This window comes from Pseudomonas sp. 313 (genome assembly GCF_000316965.1).
Classification (GTDB): domain Bacteria; phylum Pseudomonadota; class Gammaproteobacteria; order Pseudomonadales; family Pseudomonadaceae; genus Chryseomonas; species Chryseomonas benzopyrenica.
The window spans coordinates 59,394-76,096 of the sequence record NZ_ANBZ01000022.1; the positions used below are offsets into that span (position 1 = coordinate 59,394).

Genomic DNA, 16,703 nt, shown 5'->3' on the forward strand with positions numbered 1-16,703 from the left:
CCTCCTCTAGCGCGGTCCGTGGACCTGATTGAGCAGCGTTTCGCCCCGCCGCAGGCGTTCGATGTTGGCGGCGATGAAGGCATAGCGGCGCGCGAACAGCCCATGGGTCCAACCCGAGACATGCGGCGTGCAGACGGCATTGGGCAGTTCTTCGAAGCGATGCCGTGCGGGTGCCACGAGATCGCCTTCGCCAATGGGGTAGCGGTACCAGACGTCCAGGTACGCCTTGGCGATGCGCCGGTCGGCGAGCGCCTGATAGAGGGCGTCTTCTTCCACCACCGCCGCTCGTGCCAGGTTCAGCAGCACGGCCTCCGGCCGCATGGCGGCGAATTGGGCAGCGCCGAAGCAGCCCCGGGTGGTCTCGTCCAGCGGACAGGCCAGCACCACGTAATCGGCCAGGCCCAGGGCCTCGTTCAGCGCCTCGGGCGCAAAGGCGGCATCGGCCCCAGAAGGCACCTGGCCGTCGCGGGCACTACGGGTGATGGCCAGGATGCGCATGCCGAAGGCCCGCGCCCGCTGCGCCACTGCCTGGCCGATCCTGCCAAAGCCCAGGATCGCCAGGGTCCTGCCCTGCAACTCACCGCGCGGCTGGCGCCCCAGATAGGCATTGGTCCAGCGCTCGCTGGCGAAGTCCGCCTGGGCCTCACCCAGGCGCACCTCGTGATCGAGCAGGCAGGCCAGGGCGTATTCGGCCATGGGAATCTCGTGCTCGAAGACGTTGCAGACGCGGCAGTCCGCTGCCAGCACCCTGAAATCGATGCCATCGAGACCAGCGCCAGGTACCTGCAGCAGCCGTACCCTGGGTGCCTGCGTTGAACGCTGCAGACGCATGGCGACCAGGACATCGGCGCCCTCGATTCGCTCGTCCCAGGCGACTGATGCGTGGGCTCCCCGAGGCAAGGTAATAAAGGTGGCCGGGCCGGTCAGGTCCCTGGCGAGCGTCTCCTGGTGCGTGGCGGCTTCACCAATCATCACGATCTTCATCCGGCTCCTCCCCTGCTGAGCGAAAATGGTACCGCTACCATTTTTGTTACCCTAGCGCCCAGGAAGTCGTCTGACAACCGCCGCCTGTCCTTAGACGCTAGCGCGCTCGACCCACTCGACACCCAGGTCGCGCTGCTGCGGCTCTCCATCACTACCCGCCAGACGGGCCAGTAACAGTTCCGCCGCCGTATTTCCCAAGGCCGTGGCATCTACCCGTATCGTGGTCAAGGCAGGCAGGGTATGGGCCGCGAAAGCCATATCGCCGAAACCGATCACCGCCACGTCGCCGGGCACCGCCAGCCCCTGCGCCAGGGCCTCGGTCAGCACGCCATGGGCCAGGGTGTCGGAGGTGCAGACCACCAGCAGCGGCCGCACCTTGGTTTGGGCGAGCAGCTGGCACAGGGCCTGGCGCCCCTGCTCCAGGCTGGGCAGTCCGGTGAATAGCGCCGGCGCCGTCTCGGCGATGCCGAAGGTGGCCAGGGCCTGACTCAATGACAGACGTCGCCGGGTACCGCGGGGATCGTCCACCGCCACCTGGGCGACCTGGGCATAACCGCCAGCGTTCGCCCGCTTGGCCAGCAGGGCACCCACTGCCTCATGGTGAAACCCTACCGCCTGATCGATGGGCTCAGCGCTGAGATCCCAGGTTTCCACCACCGGCACGCCCGCCGCCTGGAGCCGGGCACGGCTGGCCGGCGTGTGATCAACGCCGGTCAGGATCAGGCCATCCGGCCGCCGACTGAGAATGGTCGCCAGCAGCGCCTCTTCATGCCTGGGATCGTGGCCAGTGACGCCCAGCAACACCTGATACCCGGCCTGGGCCAGTCGCTCGGCCACCGCCTGGTAGCTGTCGGCGAACAGCGGATTGGTCAGCATGGGCACCAGCACCGCCACCAGCCGACTGCGATTGGAGGCCAAGGCCCCAGCCACCAGGTTGGGCATGTAGCCGCTTGCTGCTATGGCGGTCAGTACCCGCTCACGGGTGGCCGCCTTGACGCTTGCGGGCGCGTTCACTACCCGCGAGACCGTGATCGGCGCGACGCCGGCCAGGCTGGCCACGTCGCGGATGGTCACGCTACCGGAGCGGCTCCTCGTCTTGCCCGTCATCCTTCCACCCCTGCGCGCTCTGGTCGCAGCCAAAACCACCATGCTAACCGGCCCTCTTGGCGGCCACCATTGGCATTACCCGTCGACGCCAGGGATAATGCCCACCCTTTCATCGATATCCAGGCCTTCGCCATGACCGATACCAACCAAGATCCCCGTTTGAGCCGCATGAAGCGTCGCCTGCGCAAGAAGCAGTACCTGGGTGAATTCCAGGAACTGGCCTTCGAAATCAAGGTGAGCTTCAAGAACGAACTCAGCGAAGACGACCTGGACACCTTCCTCGGCGACTTCATCGACTACGTCGAAGAGCGCAAGCTGGACTACATCGGTGGCTTCGACAACGCCTGGGTCGAAGGCACCATCATGGCCAACAAGCGCTACACCTCGCCCACCGCGGAAGACCGTACCGCCCTGCTGGACTGGCTCAAGGCCCGCGCCGAAGTTGGCGAAGCCAATGCCTCCGAGCTGCATGACGCCTGGCACCACGACGGCGAAGTCTAAGAGACTGTTCGAAGGCGGCTGCGTGTCGGCCAAACGGCGTTGAAAATGGCTTCGGAATGCTCGTTTACCACTCGTAAACGCTGCTTCCTCAGCCATTTTTGCTTTGTTTGGCTCTAGCTCGCGAGCCTTGGAACAGCCTCTGGGCAACCCTCGTCGGATAGCTTGGCGCCCGTTGCGGTCGTAAAGGGGAATCCGTTGGAAACCAGGTCCTCATGACGACCCTTCTGCAAATCTCCGATACCCACTTCGGCACCGAGCAACCTGCTGTGGTCGCGGCCCTGGAAGCCCATGTCCGCGAACACGGCGCCGATGTCCTCATCCTTTCCGGGGACATCACCCAGCGCGCCCGGCGCGAGCAATTCGCTGCCGCCAAGACCTTCGTCAAACGCCTGGAAAGCTACGGTATCCCGCGTACCCTGGTGATCCCGGGCAATCACGACCTGCCGCTGTACAACCTCTTCACCCGTTTCCTGATGCCCTATGGCAACTACCGCCGCCATTTCGGTCAGGAGTTGGAACCCAGTTTCGAGAACGACGAGCTGCTGCTGGTCGGGCTCAACACCACGGCCCCGCAACGCCACAAGGATGGCGCGGTGAGTGCCGAGCAGATCGAGCGGGTGGCCGAACGCCTGCGCCGCGCCGGTCCCGGCAAGCTGCGCATCGTCATCGCCCACCAGCCCTTCGGTGCCCTCGAACTCAGTGACCTGAGCAATCTGCAGCACAACGCCGATCACGCCCTGGCCACCTGGGCCGATGCCGGCCTGGATCTGGTGATGGGGGGGCATATCCACCTGCCCTATGTGCTGCCCTTGAGTCGCCAGTACCCCACCCTACCCCGCGAGGTCTGGATCGTTCAGGCCGGCACCGCGCTTTCTTCGCGCGTGCGGGGCACCTCGCCCAACTCCTTCAACCGCCTGTTGATCGGTGAAGGCGCGGAAAAGACCGTGGACGTGGAGCGCTGGGATTTCCAGGGCGATCGTTTCGTGGTCGGCGAGCGTCACGAACTGCGCTGGCATGCCGCCCAGGATGCCCTGGCGGAGACCTGAGGCGTCCACGCGGAGCGCCGATGCGCGCTCCTGCGCACTTCCAGCCAAGGAAATTGATTCAAGCTGTTGAAACGGCGGACAGACTGCGGGTGCCGCGTAGTCTTAGGACTTTTCGGCAAGAGTAGCCTCCCATGGAATCCCTGACGCAATCGCTGCTTGGCTTTATCGAAACCCACCAGGCCTGGGCGCCGCTGATCGTCGGCCTGCTCGCCTTCGGCGAATCCCTGGTGCTGCTGGGCGTCTTCATTCCGGCCACGGCGCTGATGCTGGTAGTCGGTGGCCTTGCCGGCTCCGGAGTCCTCGCGCCCGTGCCGCTGGTGCTGGCTGCCATCGTTGGCGCCATCCTCGGCGACATCTGCTCCTACATCATCGGCCGCTGGCTCGGCCCCAGCATCGTTCACCGCCCGCCCTTTCGCCGCTATCGCAAGCAGGTGGCCAAGACCCGGCTGTTCTTCCGCCGCTATGGCTTCTTCGCCGTGTTCGGCGGGCGTTTCCTGACCATGATCCGCAACACCGTCCCCCTGGTGGCCGGGATGATGGCGATGAACCAACTGCGCTTCCAGTCGGCCAACGTGTTGTCGGCCATCGTCTGGGCGCCGCTGATGATGGGCCCGGGCTACCTCGCGGCCAAGGGCGCCAACCATTTCAGTTTTGCCGGCAACGAACCCCTCTGGATCGGTGCGGGGGTCGTCGCCTTGCTGGGCGCCGGCGCCGTGCTGTTCTTCAAGCAGCGGCTGAAACGCGCCTAACGCCGGGCGGCCAGCGCCTCGCGCAGGCGCTCACGATTCAGCGGCACCTCGCGCAGCCGCAGACCGGTCGCCGCCGCCACGGCGTTGGCGATGGCCGCGGGGATGGCGGCAGTGGAGGCCTCCCCGGCACCCACCGCCGGCTCCTCGGGCCGATCGATCAGCTCCAGTTCCAGCTCGGGCAATTCATTGAAGGTCAGCGGCGGATAGGCGCCCCACTCCAGACTCGTCACCCCCTGGTGATCGAAGCGCACCGCCTGCTTGAGGGTCCGGGCGATGCCCTGCACCACGCAGCCCTCCAGCTGATTGCGCAAGCCGTCCGGATTGACGATCAGACCGCAGTCGTGGGCCACCACCACCCGCGTGACCCGGATACCCGTGGCCTCGCTCACCGCCACCTCCACCACCGCAGCCACATAGGCGTTCTCGTTTTCGTAGCGCAGGAAGGCCAAACCCTGCCCCTTCACCAACGCGCCGTCCCAGGCCTTTTCGTGCGCGGCGGGCGGTTGCCACCCGGCCTTGGCAGTGGCGGCCTGTAGCACCGCCCGCGCGCGTGGGTCCTGCAGATAGCGCAGGCGGAATTCCAGTGGATCGACACCTGCCGCTAGGGCCAGCTCGTCCATGAAGGATTCATTGGCGAAGGTGTTGCCGACTGCCCCCAGGGCACGCAAGGCCGACGGCCGCAACGGTGAATCCCCGGCTTCCAGCCAATGAGTGGCCACCTGGACATTGAGCAGATCGTAGTCCAGCGGCGCATTGCGATTGCCGCCGCCCCTACCGCCCTTGAGCGGCAGGTTGTAGGCCAGCTGCCCGGCGAGCAGCGCCGCCTTGCCGGTCTGGCCATTGGGTCGGGTCAGATGGGTGGGCGTCCAGTTGGCGAAGCGCCAGGCCAGCAGATCGCCAGTCATACTCAGGCCGCCGGCCAGACGCATCAGCATCGCCGGCCCCTTGGGATTCCAGCCGTGCTCGTCGGCCCGACTCCATTGCACCCGCACCGGACGGCCGCACAACTTGGAGAGCAGTGCCGCATCGGCCGCCGCATCATCGGCGCCGTTGTGGCCATAGCAACCGGACGCCTGCTGATAGATGACATGGATACCGTCTTCCGGCAGCCCCAGCAGGTCCGCCAGTGCCGCCCTGAGCTGATAGACGCCCTGGGTACCGCTCCAGACGGTAGCGCCTTCGGCCCCCACGTCCGCGACTGCGCAGGAGGGACCGATGGAATCATGATTCTGATAGGGCCAGCGATACTCGGCCTCCAGGCGCTGCGCAGCGCTCGCCAGTTCGCCCGCGACATCGCCGGTCTCCTGCTGGATGTCGGCCGGTCCGGCCTTGGCTTCCAGTCGGGCATAGAGCTCGCCCGGCAGCGGCAGGTCCGGTACCAGGCTCCAGTCCACCCGTAGCGCCGCCGCGCCCTGCCGCGCCAGCCACGCCTGCTCGGCCACCACCGCGACGAAGGCGCCCTCGTAGACCAGTCGTGCGCCGGACGGCAGCGCACTGGCATCGATACCGCGGATGCTCACCCCCGCCAGTCGCGCCGAGCCGGTGCAGGGCGGTCGCACCACGCAACCGTGCAGCATGCCGGGCAGGCGCAGGTCATGGACATAGTCGAAATGGCCGAACAGCTTGGCGGGGATATCCTCCCGTGGCACCGAGGTGCCGACCAGACGGTAATCCTTGACGGCCCGGGTGCGCACGGCCTGATTGACCAGCCGCCCCAGGGGCCGCCCGCCCACCAATTCGCCGTAGCTGACATAGCGTCCGGTGGGATTGCCACGATAGACCACGCGGCCGTCCACTGTGTCCACCACGGCCAGATCCAGCCCCAGGCGCCGCGATCCCTCCAAAAACAGGAATTGCCGCGCGCTGGCGGCGGCCTTGCGCAATTGGGCACCGCCCACCTGCAAGCTCTTGCTGCCAGCGGTGATGCCCTGGTCCGGCGTCAGCCGGGTATCGCCCTGGATCAACCGGGTGGCGGCGAAAGACACGCATAGCTCCTCGGCCACGATCTGCCGCAGCGCCGTGCTGACGCCGGTGCCCAGCTCCACCTTGCCGCTGTAGACGGTGACCTGGCCCTGGGCATCCACTGCCAGCCAGGCGTCCAGTTGGCGCTGATCGAGGGTCTTGGCCAAGCTCGCATGGTCAGTCGGGGCTGCTAGCACCTGGGCGGCGATCGGCCGCTGCAGGCTGAAACCCAGCAGCAGGACTGCACCGCCGCCAAGAAAGGTGCGGCGTGACAGCGTCATGCCGGGGCCTTCCCGTCGCGCAGCAGCACCGCCGCGCGCTTGATCGCGCGCAGGATCCGATAGTGGGTACCACAGCCGCAGAAGTTGGCGGCCAATGCCTGACGGATCTGCGCATCGCTGGGATCCGCCACCCGTGCGAGCAGGGCCTGGGCGGTCATCACCATGCCAGGGATGCAATAGCCGCATTGCGCCGCCTGTTCATCGATAAAGGCCTGCTGCAGTGCATGAGGGGCCTCGGGCGTGCCCAGACCTTCCAGGGTCAGCACCTCGCGACCGACGAAGGAGGCTGCCGGCAACAGGCAGGCGCGCACCGGCTTACCATCCGCCAGCACCGTGCAGGCGCCGCACTCACCTAGGCCGCAACCGAATTTCGGTCCCTTGAGGCCCAGTTCATCGCGCAAGGCCTCCAGCAGGGGCATGCGCGGGTCGACGTCGAGCTGTCGCGGCTCGCCGTTGACCTTCAATTCAATGACCGCCACCGCTATTTCTCCGCGTTACGTGCCGCTGCCACATCCTCGGGGCGGATGTCGGCGGCATGACCGCCAAAGCGGCGGCCGATGTAGGTGGCCAGATCGGCGAGCTGCTGATCGCTGAGCAATTCCCGATAGGCTGGCATGAAGGCGTGCTCGCTACGCCCCTGACGGTCGAGACCGTCGAGCAGGACGCGCACCAGGTTGGTCCCTGTGGGATCGCGCACCGCCGAGTAGTTGCTGAAGGACCGCGCATAGGGACCCGCCGGCCCCTGGTCATCCGGTGCGTGACAGCTGGCGCAAGCGGATTGCAGCAAAGCCGCGCTTTCCGCCTCCGCGGCCGTGAGAGGTCCGGCCTCTCCGGGCGGCTGCACCTCGGCGCGCGCCGGGACCGCTCCGGGCTGCGCCGGCAGGGTTCGCAGATAGGCGATCAGGGCACCGAGATCGGCGTCGTCCAGATGGCGGGTGCCACCACTTACCACCTCCGCCATGGGCCCGGCCGCCACGGCTTCGCCGCGTTGATGGCCTTCGCGCAGATAGCTGGCCAGCTTGGCATCGCTCCAGCCGCCGAGGCCACGCGGATCCGCGGTGAGATTCCAGGCGGGCCAGCCCTGCTGGGTCGCGCCGGCATAGGCCCGGCCGCTGTCGAGCCCCTGACTCCAGGTCCGCGGGGTATGGCATTCCTGGCAGTGTCCCAGCGCCTCCGCCAGGTAGGCGCCTCGCGCCACCTGCGCATCGGCCGTCGCCGGTAACGGACCTGGCGTGAAGTTGAGCCACTTCCAGCCACGGATCAGCGCGCGCTGGTCGAAGGGAAAGCGCAGCGCATTGGCCGGCGGCGCATAGGGCAGCGGTCGCTGGATCTGCAGGAAGGCGAAGATGGCGGCGACGTCCTCGTCGCTCAACCGGGTAAAGGCGGTATAGGGAAAGGCGGGATAGAGCTGCTCGCCCTCACGCCCCAGCCCGTCATGCAAGGCGCGGCGAAACTCATCCACCGTCCAGTCACCCAGCCCGTGCTGGCGATCCGGGGTGATGTTGCTCGAATAGAGACGACCGAAAGGCGTGTCGAAGGCGACCCCGCCAGCGAAGGGCGCGCCATCCGGGCGGGTATGGCAACCCTGGCAGTTGCCCAGGCGCGTCAGATACTCGCCCCGCGCCAGGGTCGCCTCATCGGCGCCGGCCGATGCGACGCTAGACAGGAGCAGCATCCCCGCCAGCAGGGGCAGGGCAAAGGATCTCATCGGCCCTCCTCGTGAGATCGAACCGGACTGGCGGATGTCGCCGCGGCTTCGCCGTCATCCTAATCGCAGCGGCCAGCCGCGGTGGCGTTCACCCCTGGAGGTGAGATGCAGACGACAGTTTCGGCCAGCGCGTCAGCGGCGGCCTTTACATTACCGTGCCGGTCCGGCTGCGTTCTTATACGGCGCTATCGGAAGATTGACGCTGCCCAGTCCTGATTACCTGTACTCAGGACAGAAAGGATAGACGCACCTATTTGAGCACATACAGGGGTGGTATTACTTATCGCTTGGGCACGAAGCCATCGGGCTTGGCCGCCAGCCAGTCGACGAACTGTCGGATGCGCGCGTCGCTGAGCAGCAATTCGCGGCTGTTGTATTCCAGCGCCAGGGTCTTTTCGTCGAAGGTCTGGTGGATATGGTTGTGGCAGGGGCGGCAGACCCAGAGGGTGGCGGTGATCCGGCTGACGCGGTCGAATCTCTTGCGCACGTAGGCCTTGTCGTGCAGCGAGCGAGGGATCAAGTGATGGCGGGTGAGCGGCGCCGCCCGACCGCACAGCTCGCAACGAGCCGGCTGGGGCGGCAGACGTATCGCCTGAGGCATGATGGGCTCCGCACGGGCTGGATGCCCATTCGAGCGGCCCGGGCGGAACGGGGTTCAATAGCCGCCGGCGAGACTCGGCGTGACCAGCACCCGCTTGGCCTGCAGGTAGCTGTTCTGCCAGTAGGGCTTGGCCAGGCTGTCCAGGCGTACCGTGCCACCGGTGCGCGGCGCATGGACGAAGCGCCCCTCCCCTACATAGATGCCGGCATGGCTGACCTGACGGCCACCGGCAGTGGCGAAGAAGATCAGATCACCGGGCTGCAGGGCATTGCGCGCCACATTGGGCGAGCCCAGGGTGATCATCTCGCGGGTCGAACGCGGCAGGGTCACCCCAGCCGCATCGCGATAGACGTAGCCGATCAGGCCGCTGCAGTCGAAACCGCCGGCCGGGGTGTTGCCGCCATAGCGATAGGGGGTACCGACCAACCCGATGGCGCGAAACAGCACATCATTGGCGGCTTGGGCTTGGCTTTCCAGCAGGGGACGGGAAACGACCGGGGCGACCGGTGCGGGGGCCTGGGGCGGCCTGCCGGCACAGGCGGCCAGCAGTACAAAGGCGCAATACAATCCGAGGCGAGCCGCATGCGGCATTGGAGACATCCTTAGTTATCCATCGATCACCGTCGGCCTGCCACGCAGCCTCGACGGGTCCTCGAAGCGCACCGGCGAAGATCGCGGCGATACGCTTCAGCGCAATACGCGCTTGCCTTCCAGGAAACTCACCTTCCAGTACTGGTCGTTCAGGCTGTCCACCCGCACCCCGCCGCTCCGGCGACTGGAGGAATGGATGAACTTGCCCTCGCCCATGTAGATACCGGTGTGACTGACCCGGCCACGGCCGTTGCTATTGAACAGCAACAGGTCGCCAGGTTCCAGGTCGTTCTTGCTGACTACCGGTACTTCGAGATCGATGATCTCGCGGGTGGAGCGCGGCAGGGTCATGCCGGCCCGCTCGCGGAACACGTAATTGACGAAACCGCTGCAATCGAAACCGGCCAGGCTACTGCCGCCACGGCGATAAGGCGTGCCCACTAGCTGGGTCGCACGGTCGAGGATCTGGTCCGCCAGATTCGGCAGCGCCTGGCGCGGGCCGACCTCGCGCTCCCAGTCGAGCTGATGCGGCGACTGGGTATGAGGGAAGACCGGACGTTGCTGAGCACCCTCGGCCTCCACAGGCGCGGAGCCGTTGCCAGCGCCACCCAGGCCATGCAGCGAAGCGGTCTGGAACGTCCGGGAGGTAGCGGGCGAATCCTGGGTAATGGTGGTGTCGGGACTTTGCGGCGCACTCGCACAGGCGGCGAGCAGACAGACAAAAGACAGGGGCACGAGGGGTGCGAGGCGGTTCCTTGGCATGGGCACGACCGTGTCGTTTTTTCAAAGTTTCGACACCTTGCCGACCTGGATCACAGATGGCAAGTTTTTTTAGCCCTCGATGTGACTTAAAAGCCGAGGAAGGACGTCTACGGCCCTTTTTTTGAGTTGAACGGTCGCCAAGCCACTCAGCGACGAACGGTCCGGATTGATCTCGATGAGGTCACCACCCTGCGCCAGGGTCTGCCCGATCGGCGCCTGGATATAGCCGAAGGCCGCCGTGGTGCCGACGGCGATCACCAGATCGAAACCCTCCTCCGCTGCATCCTGCAGACGCTGCAGTTCGGTGATCGGCAGGGCTTCCTCGAACAGGACCACGGGTGGCCGCAGGATCCCGCCGCAAGAGTGACAGCGCGGTGGCAACGGACCTGCCAGACAGGCCTGGGCATCCGCTACTGCCTGGCCACACCTCATGCAGGCCAGCGGTTCGAGTTGCCCATGGATCTCGATCAAACGCTCCGCTGGAAATCCCGACTGTCGATGAAAGCCGTCGATGTTCTGGGTCAGCACCCAGCTGCCAGGGTGACGCACGCCGAAAGCGGCAATCGCCCGGTGCGCCGCATTGGGCACCGCCGCGGCGCAGGCCTTTCCGAGTTGAGCCAGGTAGCGCCAGCAGACGTCGGGACGCTGCCGCAACATGCTGCCCGACAGCGCCGCCTCGATGGGAACGCCCTCTTCGGTAAGGCCGTTGTACAGCCCACCCAGGCCACGATAGGTCGGCAAGCCCGAGTCGGCGGACAGCCCTGCCCCGGTGATGAACAGCACCCGCCCGGCCCGCGCGAGCAGACCCCGGGCGCGTGCCAGGGCGTCAGTCAATGATTCACCGTCAGAGCCAGCATCACCGACAGCTGGCAGAGCGGACGCCCGCTCTGTTCCTGCCAGAGATTGAAGGCCTCCTGCATCTTCTGCCGATCGCGCTTGGCGGTGGGCGCCTTGTCGAGGATGTTCTGCGCCTTGAGGGCCGTTACCACGTCGTCGGTCGCCAGGAAGGTGTCCTTGCCGGCCATGCGCAGGAAGCGCTGCGCCGACAGGCCACCCAACTGATTGCCACGCTTGGTCAGCAGCTCCCACAGACCGACGATGTCCTGCCCCGGCCAATCGGCCAGCAACTGGCCGAAGCTGCCGTGGCTGCGCTGGAAATCGAGCACCATCTGGGCGTTGATGGGCACGCTACGCAGCTTGCCCAGGTGGCGGATCAGCCGCGCATCCTGCATCAACCGCTCCAGGCGTTCGCCGCCCATGAGCACCACCTTCTCCGGATCGAAGCCGAAGAAGACCTCCTCGAAGGCCGGCCACTTGGCATCCACCAGGCTGTGCTTGAGCCCGGCGCGAAAGATGCGGCGAGTCAGCAGCGACAGATAGCGGTCATCGCCCACGGACCTCAGGGTCGCGGCGTCCACCGGTTGCGGCAGCCGCGCCTCCAAGGCCGCGCGGGAGCCGCAGCGGTTGAGAGCGTATTCGAGCAGCCAGGCGTAATCCCGCATCAGAGATTCATCACCTGGACGAAGCGCGGCGTCGCGCTGTCATCGATCTTGAGACTGGCGAAGTCGAACAGCTCGCGATCCGCCAATTGCGACGGCACCACGTTCTGCAGGGCGCGGAACATGATCTCGGTACGCCCCGGCGTCTTGCGCTCCCACTCCAGCAGCATCTCCTTGACCACCTTGCGCTGCAGGTTTTCCTGGGAGCCGCAGAGGTTGCAGGGAATGATGGGGAATTCGCGCAAGACCGCGTAGGCCTCGATGTCCTTTTCGTTGCAATAGGCCAGCGGGCGGATCACCACGTTGCGGCCGTCATCGGCCCGCAGCTTAGGGGGCATGGCCTTGAGCGTGCCGCCATGGAACAAATTGAGGAAGAAGGTTTCTACCATGTCGTCGCGATGATGGCCCAGCGCCATCTTGGTCGCACCGATCTCGTCGGCGAAGGTGTAGAGGATGCCCCGCCGCAGGCGCGAGCACAGCGAACAGGTGGTCTTGCCCTCGGGGATCTTTTCCTTCACCACGGAATAGGTATCACGTTCCAGAATGTGGTACTCGACTCCCAGTTCCTTCAGGTACTGAGGTAAAACGTGCTCAGGAAAGCCCGGCTGCTTCTGGTCGAGGTTGACCGCCACGATCTCGAAGCGAATCGGCGCGACCTTCTGCAGATAGAGCAGCATGTCGAGCAGGGTGTAGCTGTCCTTGCCACCGGACAGGCAGACCATGACCTTGTCGCCGTCCTCGATCATGTTGTAGTCGGCGATGGCTTCGCCGGTAAGACGGCGCAGGCGTTTCTGCAGCTTGTTCTGGTTGACCGAAAGGGTGCCCATGGATGAATCCGCGAAAGGAAAAAACGAAAGGCCGGCATTTTACGCGCAAAGCGTCCGCCGCCCTACCCCGAACGTCAGTCCGCAGCGACCGGCAGCCATGAGCGAGACCCAGGCGCTCATGACGGCGCTCCATCAGGAACTGCTCCGGGCCAAGTCCGGCCTGTCGGAGTACGAGTTGCTGCAGGCCTTGCGCCGGGCGGGGTCGCCCCTGGTGCCCCCGCGCCCCGTGACCGACAACTACGAACTCTTCCGCCTGCACTTTCGCGTCTTCAACGCGCTCTACCGCCTGCGTGACCAACTGCGCGCCGAACAGCGCGCCGAACTCATCATCAGCGCCCTGCGCATCGAACTGCGGCCCTACCTGCGCGCCCGTGCCGGGCTGGTGGTGGCCGATCCGTTGCGCGCCTACTACCTGGATCTCACCCAGCTCGAAACCACCACCCCGGAAGACGTGGCCGATCTGCTCAATCACTTCTGGGCGCTGGTCAATGGCGAGTCGGAACTGCTGGAAGCCCTGCGCCTGCTAGGCCTGGATCGCTCGGCCGACTACGGCCAGATCCGCCGCCGCTATCGCCAGCTCGCCAGCCGTCATCATCCCGATCACGGCGGCAGCACCGGCCGGCTACAAGCCATCAACGCGGCCATGGATACGCTACGGCGGCACTACGGTCACCAGCCGACCGCGGACGCTAGGGCGCAGGCACGAGCTTCGGCATAATTGCCCGGTTCCCCAGAGGTTGCCCATGCCTGAACCACTCAAAGACCGGGTCGAAGACTGCTATCGCCAGGCCGAGGCCTTCTTCAAACGCCGCTTTCCTCGTCCCGACGTCAGCCTGGCCTTGCGTGGCCAGCGCGCAGGCGTTGCCCATCTCACCGAGAATCGGCTGAGATTCAACAAGCAGCTCTATCAGGAAAATACCGTCCACTTTCTCGAACAGACCGTCGCTCACGAGGTGGCGCATCTGGTGGCGCATCAGTTGTTCGGTGGCCGTATCAGGCCCCATGGCGAGGAGTGGCAGCTGATCATGCGGGGCGTCTATGGCTTGCCGCCGGATCGCTGCCATACCTATGAGCTGCCACAGCGCGCCCGAACGCTCTATCTATATCGCTGCAATTGCCCGGATGGTCGTTTCGAGTTCACCGCCCAGCGTCACGCGCTGGTGCGCAAGGGGCGCCGCTACCTATGCCGGCGCTGCCGTGGACCGCTGGCCTTCACCGACGAAGTGATCAGCGGCTGAGCCTGCCGGACCCGTTCTGGGTACCGGCAGGCAGGGAAAGCACTCAGCCCTGGGCAAAGACTTCGTCGAACAGGTTGTGCATCGCCAGGAAGGCGCGCTTGGCCACAACCGGGTGGTACTGCTGCTTGCCCGGATTGTTGGCTTCGGGATCGGTGAAGGAATGCACCGCGCCGCCATAGCTCAGCAACTGCCAATCCACCTGGGCGGCATCCATTTCTTGGCGGAAGCCAGCGAGCTGCTCGTCCGGCACCATGGGATCGGCGGCACCGTGCAGCACCAGCACCGGACCGGTGATACGCGCCGCATCGGCCGGGTTGGGCGTATCCAGATTGGCGTGGAAGGTCACCACGGCGCTCAGCGGGGCCCCGTCGCGCGCCAGTTCCAGAGCCGCGCAGCCGCCAAAACAGAAGCCGATAGCGGCGAGCTGGTGGACGTCCACCGCCGCCGTCTCGGCCTGGGCGACCAGGGCCGCATAGGCTGCCTGCATGCGCTGGCGCAGCAGGGCGCGATCGCCGCGGATCGGCGTCATGGCCGCCAGGGCCTCGTCGGCGTTCTGCGGACGCACATTGCGACCGTAGAAATCCACTACCAGGTAAGCCAGGCCGTCGGCCTCGGCCAGCGCCTTGGCCTGCTCGACGGCGCCATGGGACACCCCCATCCAGTTGGGTGTAAACAATACGCCCGGACGGGTCGGATTACCGCTGGTGGCGTACACCAGCTGGCTCTCGAACGGTTCACCATCGATTTCGTAGGCAACGGGTTTTACAGTGACATCGACCATGGGGTCCTCCAAAGGGTGGATAGAAAGAAGCCCGCCGAGGCGGGCTTCTCTATCTTTAAGCGGACAATTCCACCAGCAGTTTGTTTAACCGGCGGACATAGGCGGCGGGATCCTTGAGGCTATCGCCCGCGGCCAGTGCAGCCTGATCGAACAGGATGTGCGATAGGTCGGCGAAGCGGTCCTCATCGGGCTCGCCATCGAGTTTCTCGATCAGCGGGTGCTGCGGATTGATCTCGAAGATCGGCTTGGAATCCGGCGCCTTCTGGCCGCTGGCTTCCAGGATCCGGCGCATCTGCAGACCCAGGTCCTGCTCACCGATGGCCAGGATCGCCGGCGAATCGGTCAGACGATGGGAAACGCGGACTTCGCTGACCTGGGCGTCCAGGGCCTGCTTGAGGCGCTCGACCAGGCCTTCCTTGGTCTTGGCGACCTCTTCCTGAGCCTGCTTGTCTTCTTCGCTGTCCAGCTTGCCGAGGTCGAGATCGCCACGAGCGACGTCGACGAAGTGCTTGCCGTCGAATTCGGTGAGGTAGCTCATCAGCCACTCGTCAATGCGATCGGTCAGCAGCAGCACCTCGACACCCTTCTTACGGAAGACTTCCAGGTGCGGGCTGTTCTTGATCTGGGCGTGGCTCTCGCCAGTCAGGTAGTAGATCTTGTCCTGACCTTCCTTCATGCGGCCGATGTAGTCGGCCAGGGACACATTCTGAGCGTCATCGCCGTTGTGGGTCGAGGCGAAGCGCAGCAGACCGGCGATCTTCTCGCGGTTGGCGAAGTCTTCCGCCGGACCTTCCTTGAGCACCTGACCGAAGTGGCCCCAGAACGACTGGTACTTTTCCGGTTCGCTCTTGGCCAGCTTCTCCAGCATGTCCAGCACACGCTTGGTCAGCGCCGACTTCATGGAGTCGATCACCGGATCCTTCTGCAGGATCTCGCGGGAGACGTTCAGCGACAGGTCGTTGGAATCCACCACACCCTTGATGAATCTCAGGTACAGCGGCAGGAACTGGTCGGCCTGGTCCATGATGAAGACGCGCTGCACATAGAGCTTCAGGCCCTTGGGCGCTTCACGCTGGTAGAGATCGAAGGGCGCACGGGCCGGCACGTACAGCAGCGAGGTGTATTCGAGCTTGCCCTCGACCTTGTTGTGGCTCCAGGTCAGGGGATTCTCGAAGTCATGGCCGACGTGCTTGTAGAACTCCTGGTAGTCCTCGTCCTTGAGTTCGGTACGCGGACGGGTCCAGAGCGCGCTGGCACGGTTGACGGTCTCCCACTCGGCGGCGGCCGGCTGCTCGTCCTCGCCACCCTGCTGCTCCTTGGGCAACTCGATGGGCAGGCCGATGTGATCGGAGTACTTCTTAACCACGTTGCGCAGGCGCCAGCCATCGGCGAATTCGGTTTCCTCGGGCTTGAGGTGCAGCACGATGCGGGTACCGCGCTCGGGCTTGTCGATGTTCGCGACCTCGAACTCCCCTTCCCCCTTGGACGACCAGTGCACGCCCTCGGCGGCGGGCTGGCCGGCACGGCGGGTATAGACATCCACCTGGTCGGCGACGATGAAGGCCGAATAGAAGCCCACGCCGAATTGACCGATGAGGTTGGAATCCTTCTTCTGGTCACCGCTGAGGTTCTTCAGGAAGTCGGCGGTGCCGGACTTGGCGATGGTGCCGAGGTGGGCGATCACCTCTTCGCGGCTCATGCCGATACCGTTGTCTTCGAGGGTGACCGTGCCCGCCTCCTTGTCGAAGCTCAGGCGAATCTTCAGTGTATCCCCGCCTTCGAGCAGTTCGGGCTTGGACAAGGCCTCGAATCTGAGCTTGTCGGCCGCGTCGGAGGCGTTGGAAATCAATTCGCGCAGGAAGATTTCCTTGTTGGAATACAGCGAGTGAATCATCAGGTGAAGCAGCTGCTTCACTTCGGTCTGGAAGCCTAGGGTTTCCTTTTGAGTCTCCACACTCATGCTACGAACTCCGCTATCGATAGGAACGCACCAGATGCCTGGCGATGTCGCCGAGATGGGGGCGCCCGGAGACATTTCAACCTTGGCGCGCTCGGTTCGCGATGCA

General features: G+C 65.2%; 18 protein-coding genes. 5 read left to right on the forward strand and 13 right to left on the reverse strand.

The genetic code is table 11. The features are described from left to right. Window positions 1-6: 6 nt before the first annotated feature. Together C722_RS0101900 and C722_RS0101905 are read right to left on the reverse strand one after the other, a co-directional pair. On the reverse strand, window positions 7-984 hold the full coding sequence (locus C722_RS0101900) for a 2-hydroxyacid dehydrogenase (RefSeq protein ID WP_017638870.1): 978 nt from the start codon (window positions 982-984) through the stop codon (window positions 7-9). Between the two features lie 90 nt (window positions 985-1,074). Continuing rightward, the gene (locus C722_RS0101905) at window positions 1,075-2,058 is read right to left on the reverse strand and encodes a LacI family DNA-binding transcriptional regulator (RefSeq protein WP_017638871.1); all 984 of its coding nucleotides are present in this window, start codon (window positions 2,056-2,058) and stop codon (window positions 1,075-1,077) included. Window positions 2,059-2,223: 165 nt separating this feature from the next. On the opposite strand from C722_RS0101905, the gene C722_RS0101910 reads away from it, so the two are divergent. The 3 genes from C722_RS0101910 to C722_RS0101920 all read left to right on the forward strand — a co-directional run bounded on the left by C722_RS0101910 (window position 2,224) and on the right by C722_RS0101920 (window position 4,387). After that, window positions 2,224-2,592, forward strand: a complete 369-nt coding sequence (locus C722_RS0101910) for a YggL family protein (protein ID WP_007159230.1) — start codon at window positions 2,224-2,226, stop codon at window positions 2,590-2,592. A gap of 212 nt (window positions 2,593-2,804) precedes the next feature. Then, window positions 2,805-3,638 carry a metallophosphoesterase gene (locus tag C722_RS0101915; protein ID WP_017638872.1) on the forward strand — a complete coding sequence of 278 codons (834 nt, stop codon included), beginning with the start codon at window positions 2,805-2,807 and terminating at the stop codon, window positions 3,636-3,638. A gap of 131 nt (window positions 3,639-3,769) precedes the next feature. After that, complete coding sequence (locus C722_RS0101920; RefSeq protein ID WP_017638873.1) at window positions 3,770-4,387, forward strand: DedA family protein; 618 nt, start codon at window positions 3,770-3,772, stop codon at window positions 4,385-4,387. On the opposite strand, the gene C722_RS0101925 is transcribed toward C722_RS0101920, so the two are convergent. The 9 genes from C722_RS0101925 to ttcA all read right to left on the reverse strand — a co-directional run bounded on the left by C722_RS0101925 (window position 4,384) and on the right by ttcA (window position 12,618). Then, window positions 4,384-6,630: a molybdopterin cofactor-binding domain-containing protein gene (locus C722_RS0101925; protein WP_017638874.1), complete on the reverse strand. Its 2,247-nt coding sequence runs from the start codon at window positions 6,628-6,630 to the stop codon at window positions 4,384-4,386. The two genes, C722_RS0101920 and C722_RS0101925, sit on opposite strands and share 4 nt — an antisense overlap. Beyond that, window positions 6,627-7,109 (reverse strand): (2Fe-2S)-binding protein, encoded by a 483-nt coding sequence (locus C722_RS0101930; RefSeq protein WP_017638875.1) that lies wholly within the window; start codon window positions 7,107-7,109, stop codon window positions 6,627-6,629. Before C722_RS0101930 ends, C722_RS0101925 begins: the two co-directional genes overlap by 4 nt. Window positions 7,110-7,111: 2 nt before the next feature. Beyond that, window positions 7,112-8,338: a cytochrome c gene (locus tag C722_RS0101935; RefSeq protein ID WP_017638876.1), complete on the reverse strand. Its 1,227-nt coding sequence runs from the start codon at window positions 8,336-8,338 to the stop codon at window positions 7,112-7,114. Between the two features lie 280 nt (window positions 8,339-8,618). Then, entirely contained in the window at window positions 8,619-8,939 is a 321-nt protein-coding gene (locus C722_RS0101940) for a hypothetical protein (RefSeq protein WP_007159236.1), read from the reverse strand. A gap of 54 nt (window positions 8,940-8,993) precedes the next feature. Beyond that, complete coding sequence (locus tag C722_RS0101945) at window positions 8,994-9,530, reverse strand: C40 family peptidase (protein WP_017638877.1); 537 nt, start codon at window positions 9,528-9,530, stop codon at window positions 8,994-8,996. Between the two features lie 96 nt (window positions 9,531-9,626). Beyond that, window positions 9,627-10,265, reverse strand: a complete 639-nt coding sequence (locus C722_RS0101950) for an NlpC/P60 family protein (protein WP_017638878.1) — start codon at window positions 10,263-10,265, stop codon at window positions 9,627-9,629. A gap of 96 nt (window positions 10,266-10,361) precedes the next feature. Beyond that, on the reverse strand, window positions 10,362-11,126 hold the full coding sequence (locus tag C722_RS0101955) for an NAD-dependent protein deacylase (protein WP_017638879.1): 765 nt from the start codon (window positions 11,124-11,126) through the stop codon (window positions 10,362-10,364). Further along, a complete protein-coding gene (locus tag C722_RS0101960; protein WP_017638880.1) occupies window positions 11,123-11,794 on the reverse strand; it encodes a DNA-3-methyladenine glycosylase I in 672 nt (223 codons plus the stop codon). The genes C722_RS0101955 and C722_RS0101960 overlap by 4 nt, the downstream gene beginning before the upstream one ends. Continuing rightward, window positions 11,794-12,618, reverse strand: coding sequence for a tRNA 2-thiocytidine(32) synthetase TtcA (gene ttcA / locus C722_RS0101965; protein WP_007159241.1), 825 nt, complete (start codon window positions 12,616-12,618; stop codon window positions 11,794-11,796). Before ttcA ends, C722_RS0101960 begins: the two co-directional genes overlap by 1 nt. A gap of 97 nt (window positions 12,619-12,715) precedes the next feature. Between ttcA and C722_RS0101970 the strand changes: the two genes are divergently transcribed. After that, window positions 12,716-13,336, forward strand: coding sequence for a DNA-J related domain-containing protein (locus C722_RS0101970; RefSeq protein WP_017638881.1), 621 nt, complete (start codon window positions 12,716-12,718; stop codon window positions 13,334-13,336). Window positions 13,337-13,361: 25 nt separating this feature from the next. Then, window positions 13,362-13,856, forward strand: a complete 495-nt coding sequence (locus C722_RS0101975; RefSeq protein ID WP_017638882.1) for a SprT family zinc-dependent metalloprotease — start codon at window positions 13,362-13,364, stop codon at window positions 13,854-13,856. A gap of 43 nt (window positions 13,857-13,899) precedes the next feature. On the opposite strand, the gene C722_RS0101980 is transcribed toward C722_RS0101975, so the two are convergent. Together C722_RS0101980 and htpG are read right to left on the reverse strand one after the other, a co-directional pair. Continuing rightward, entirely contained in the window at window positions 13,900-14,637 is a 738-nt protein-coding gene (locus C722_RS0101980; RefSeq protein ID WP_017638883.1) for a dienelactone hydrolase family protein, read from the reverse strand. Window positions 14,638-14,692: 55 nt separating this feature from the next. Beyond that, on the reverse strand, window positions 14,693-16,597 hold the full coding sequence (gene htpG / locus C722_RS0101985) for a molecular chaperone HtpG (RefSeq protein WP_017638884.1): 1,905 nt from the start codon (window positions 16,595-16,597) through the stop codon (window positions 14,693-14,695). Between the last annotated feature and the right edge of the window lie 106 nt (window positions 16,598-16,703).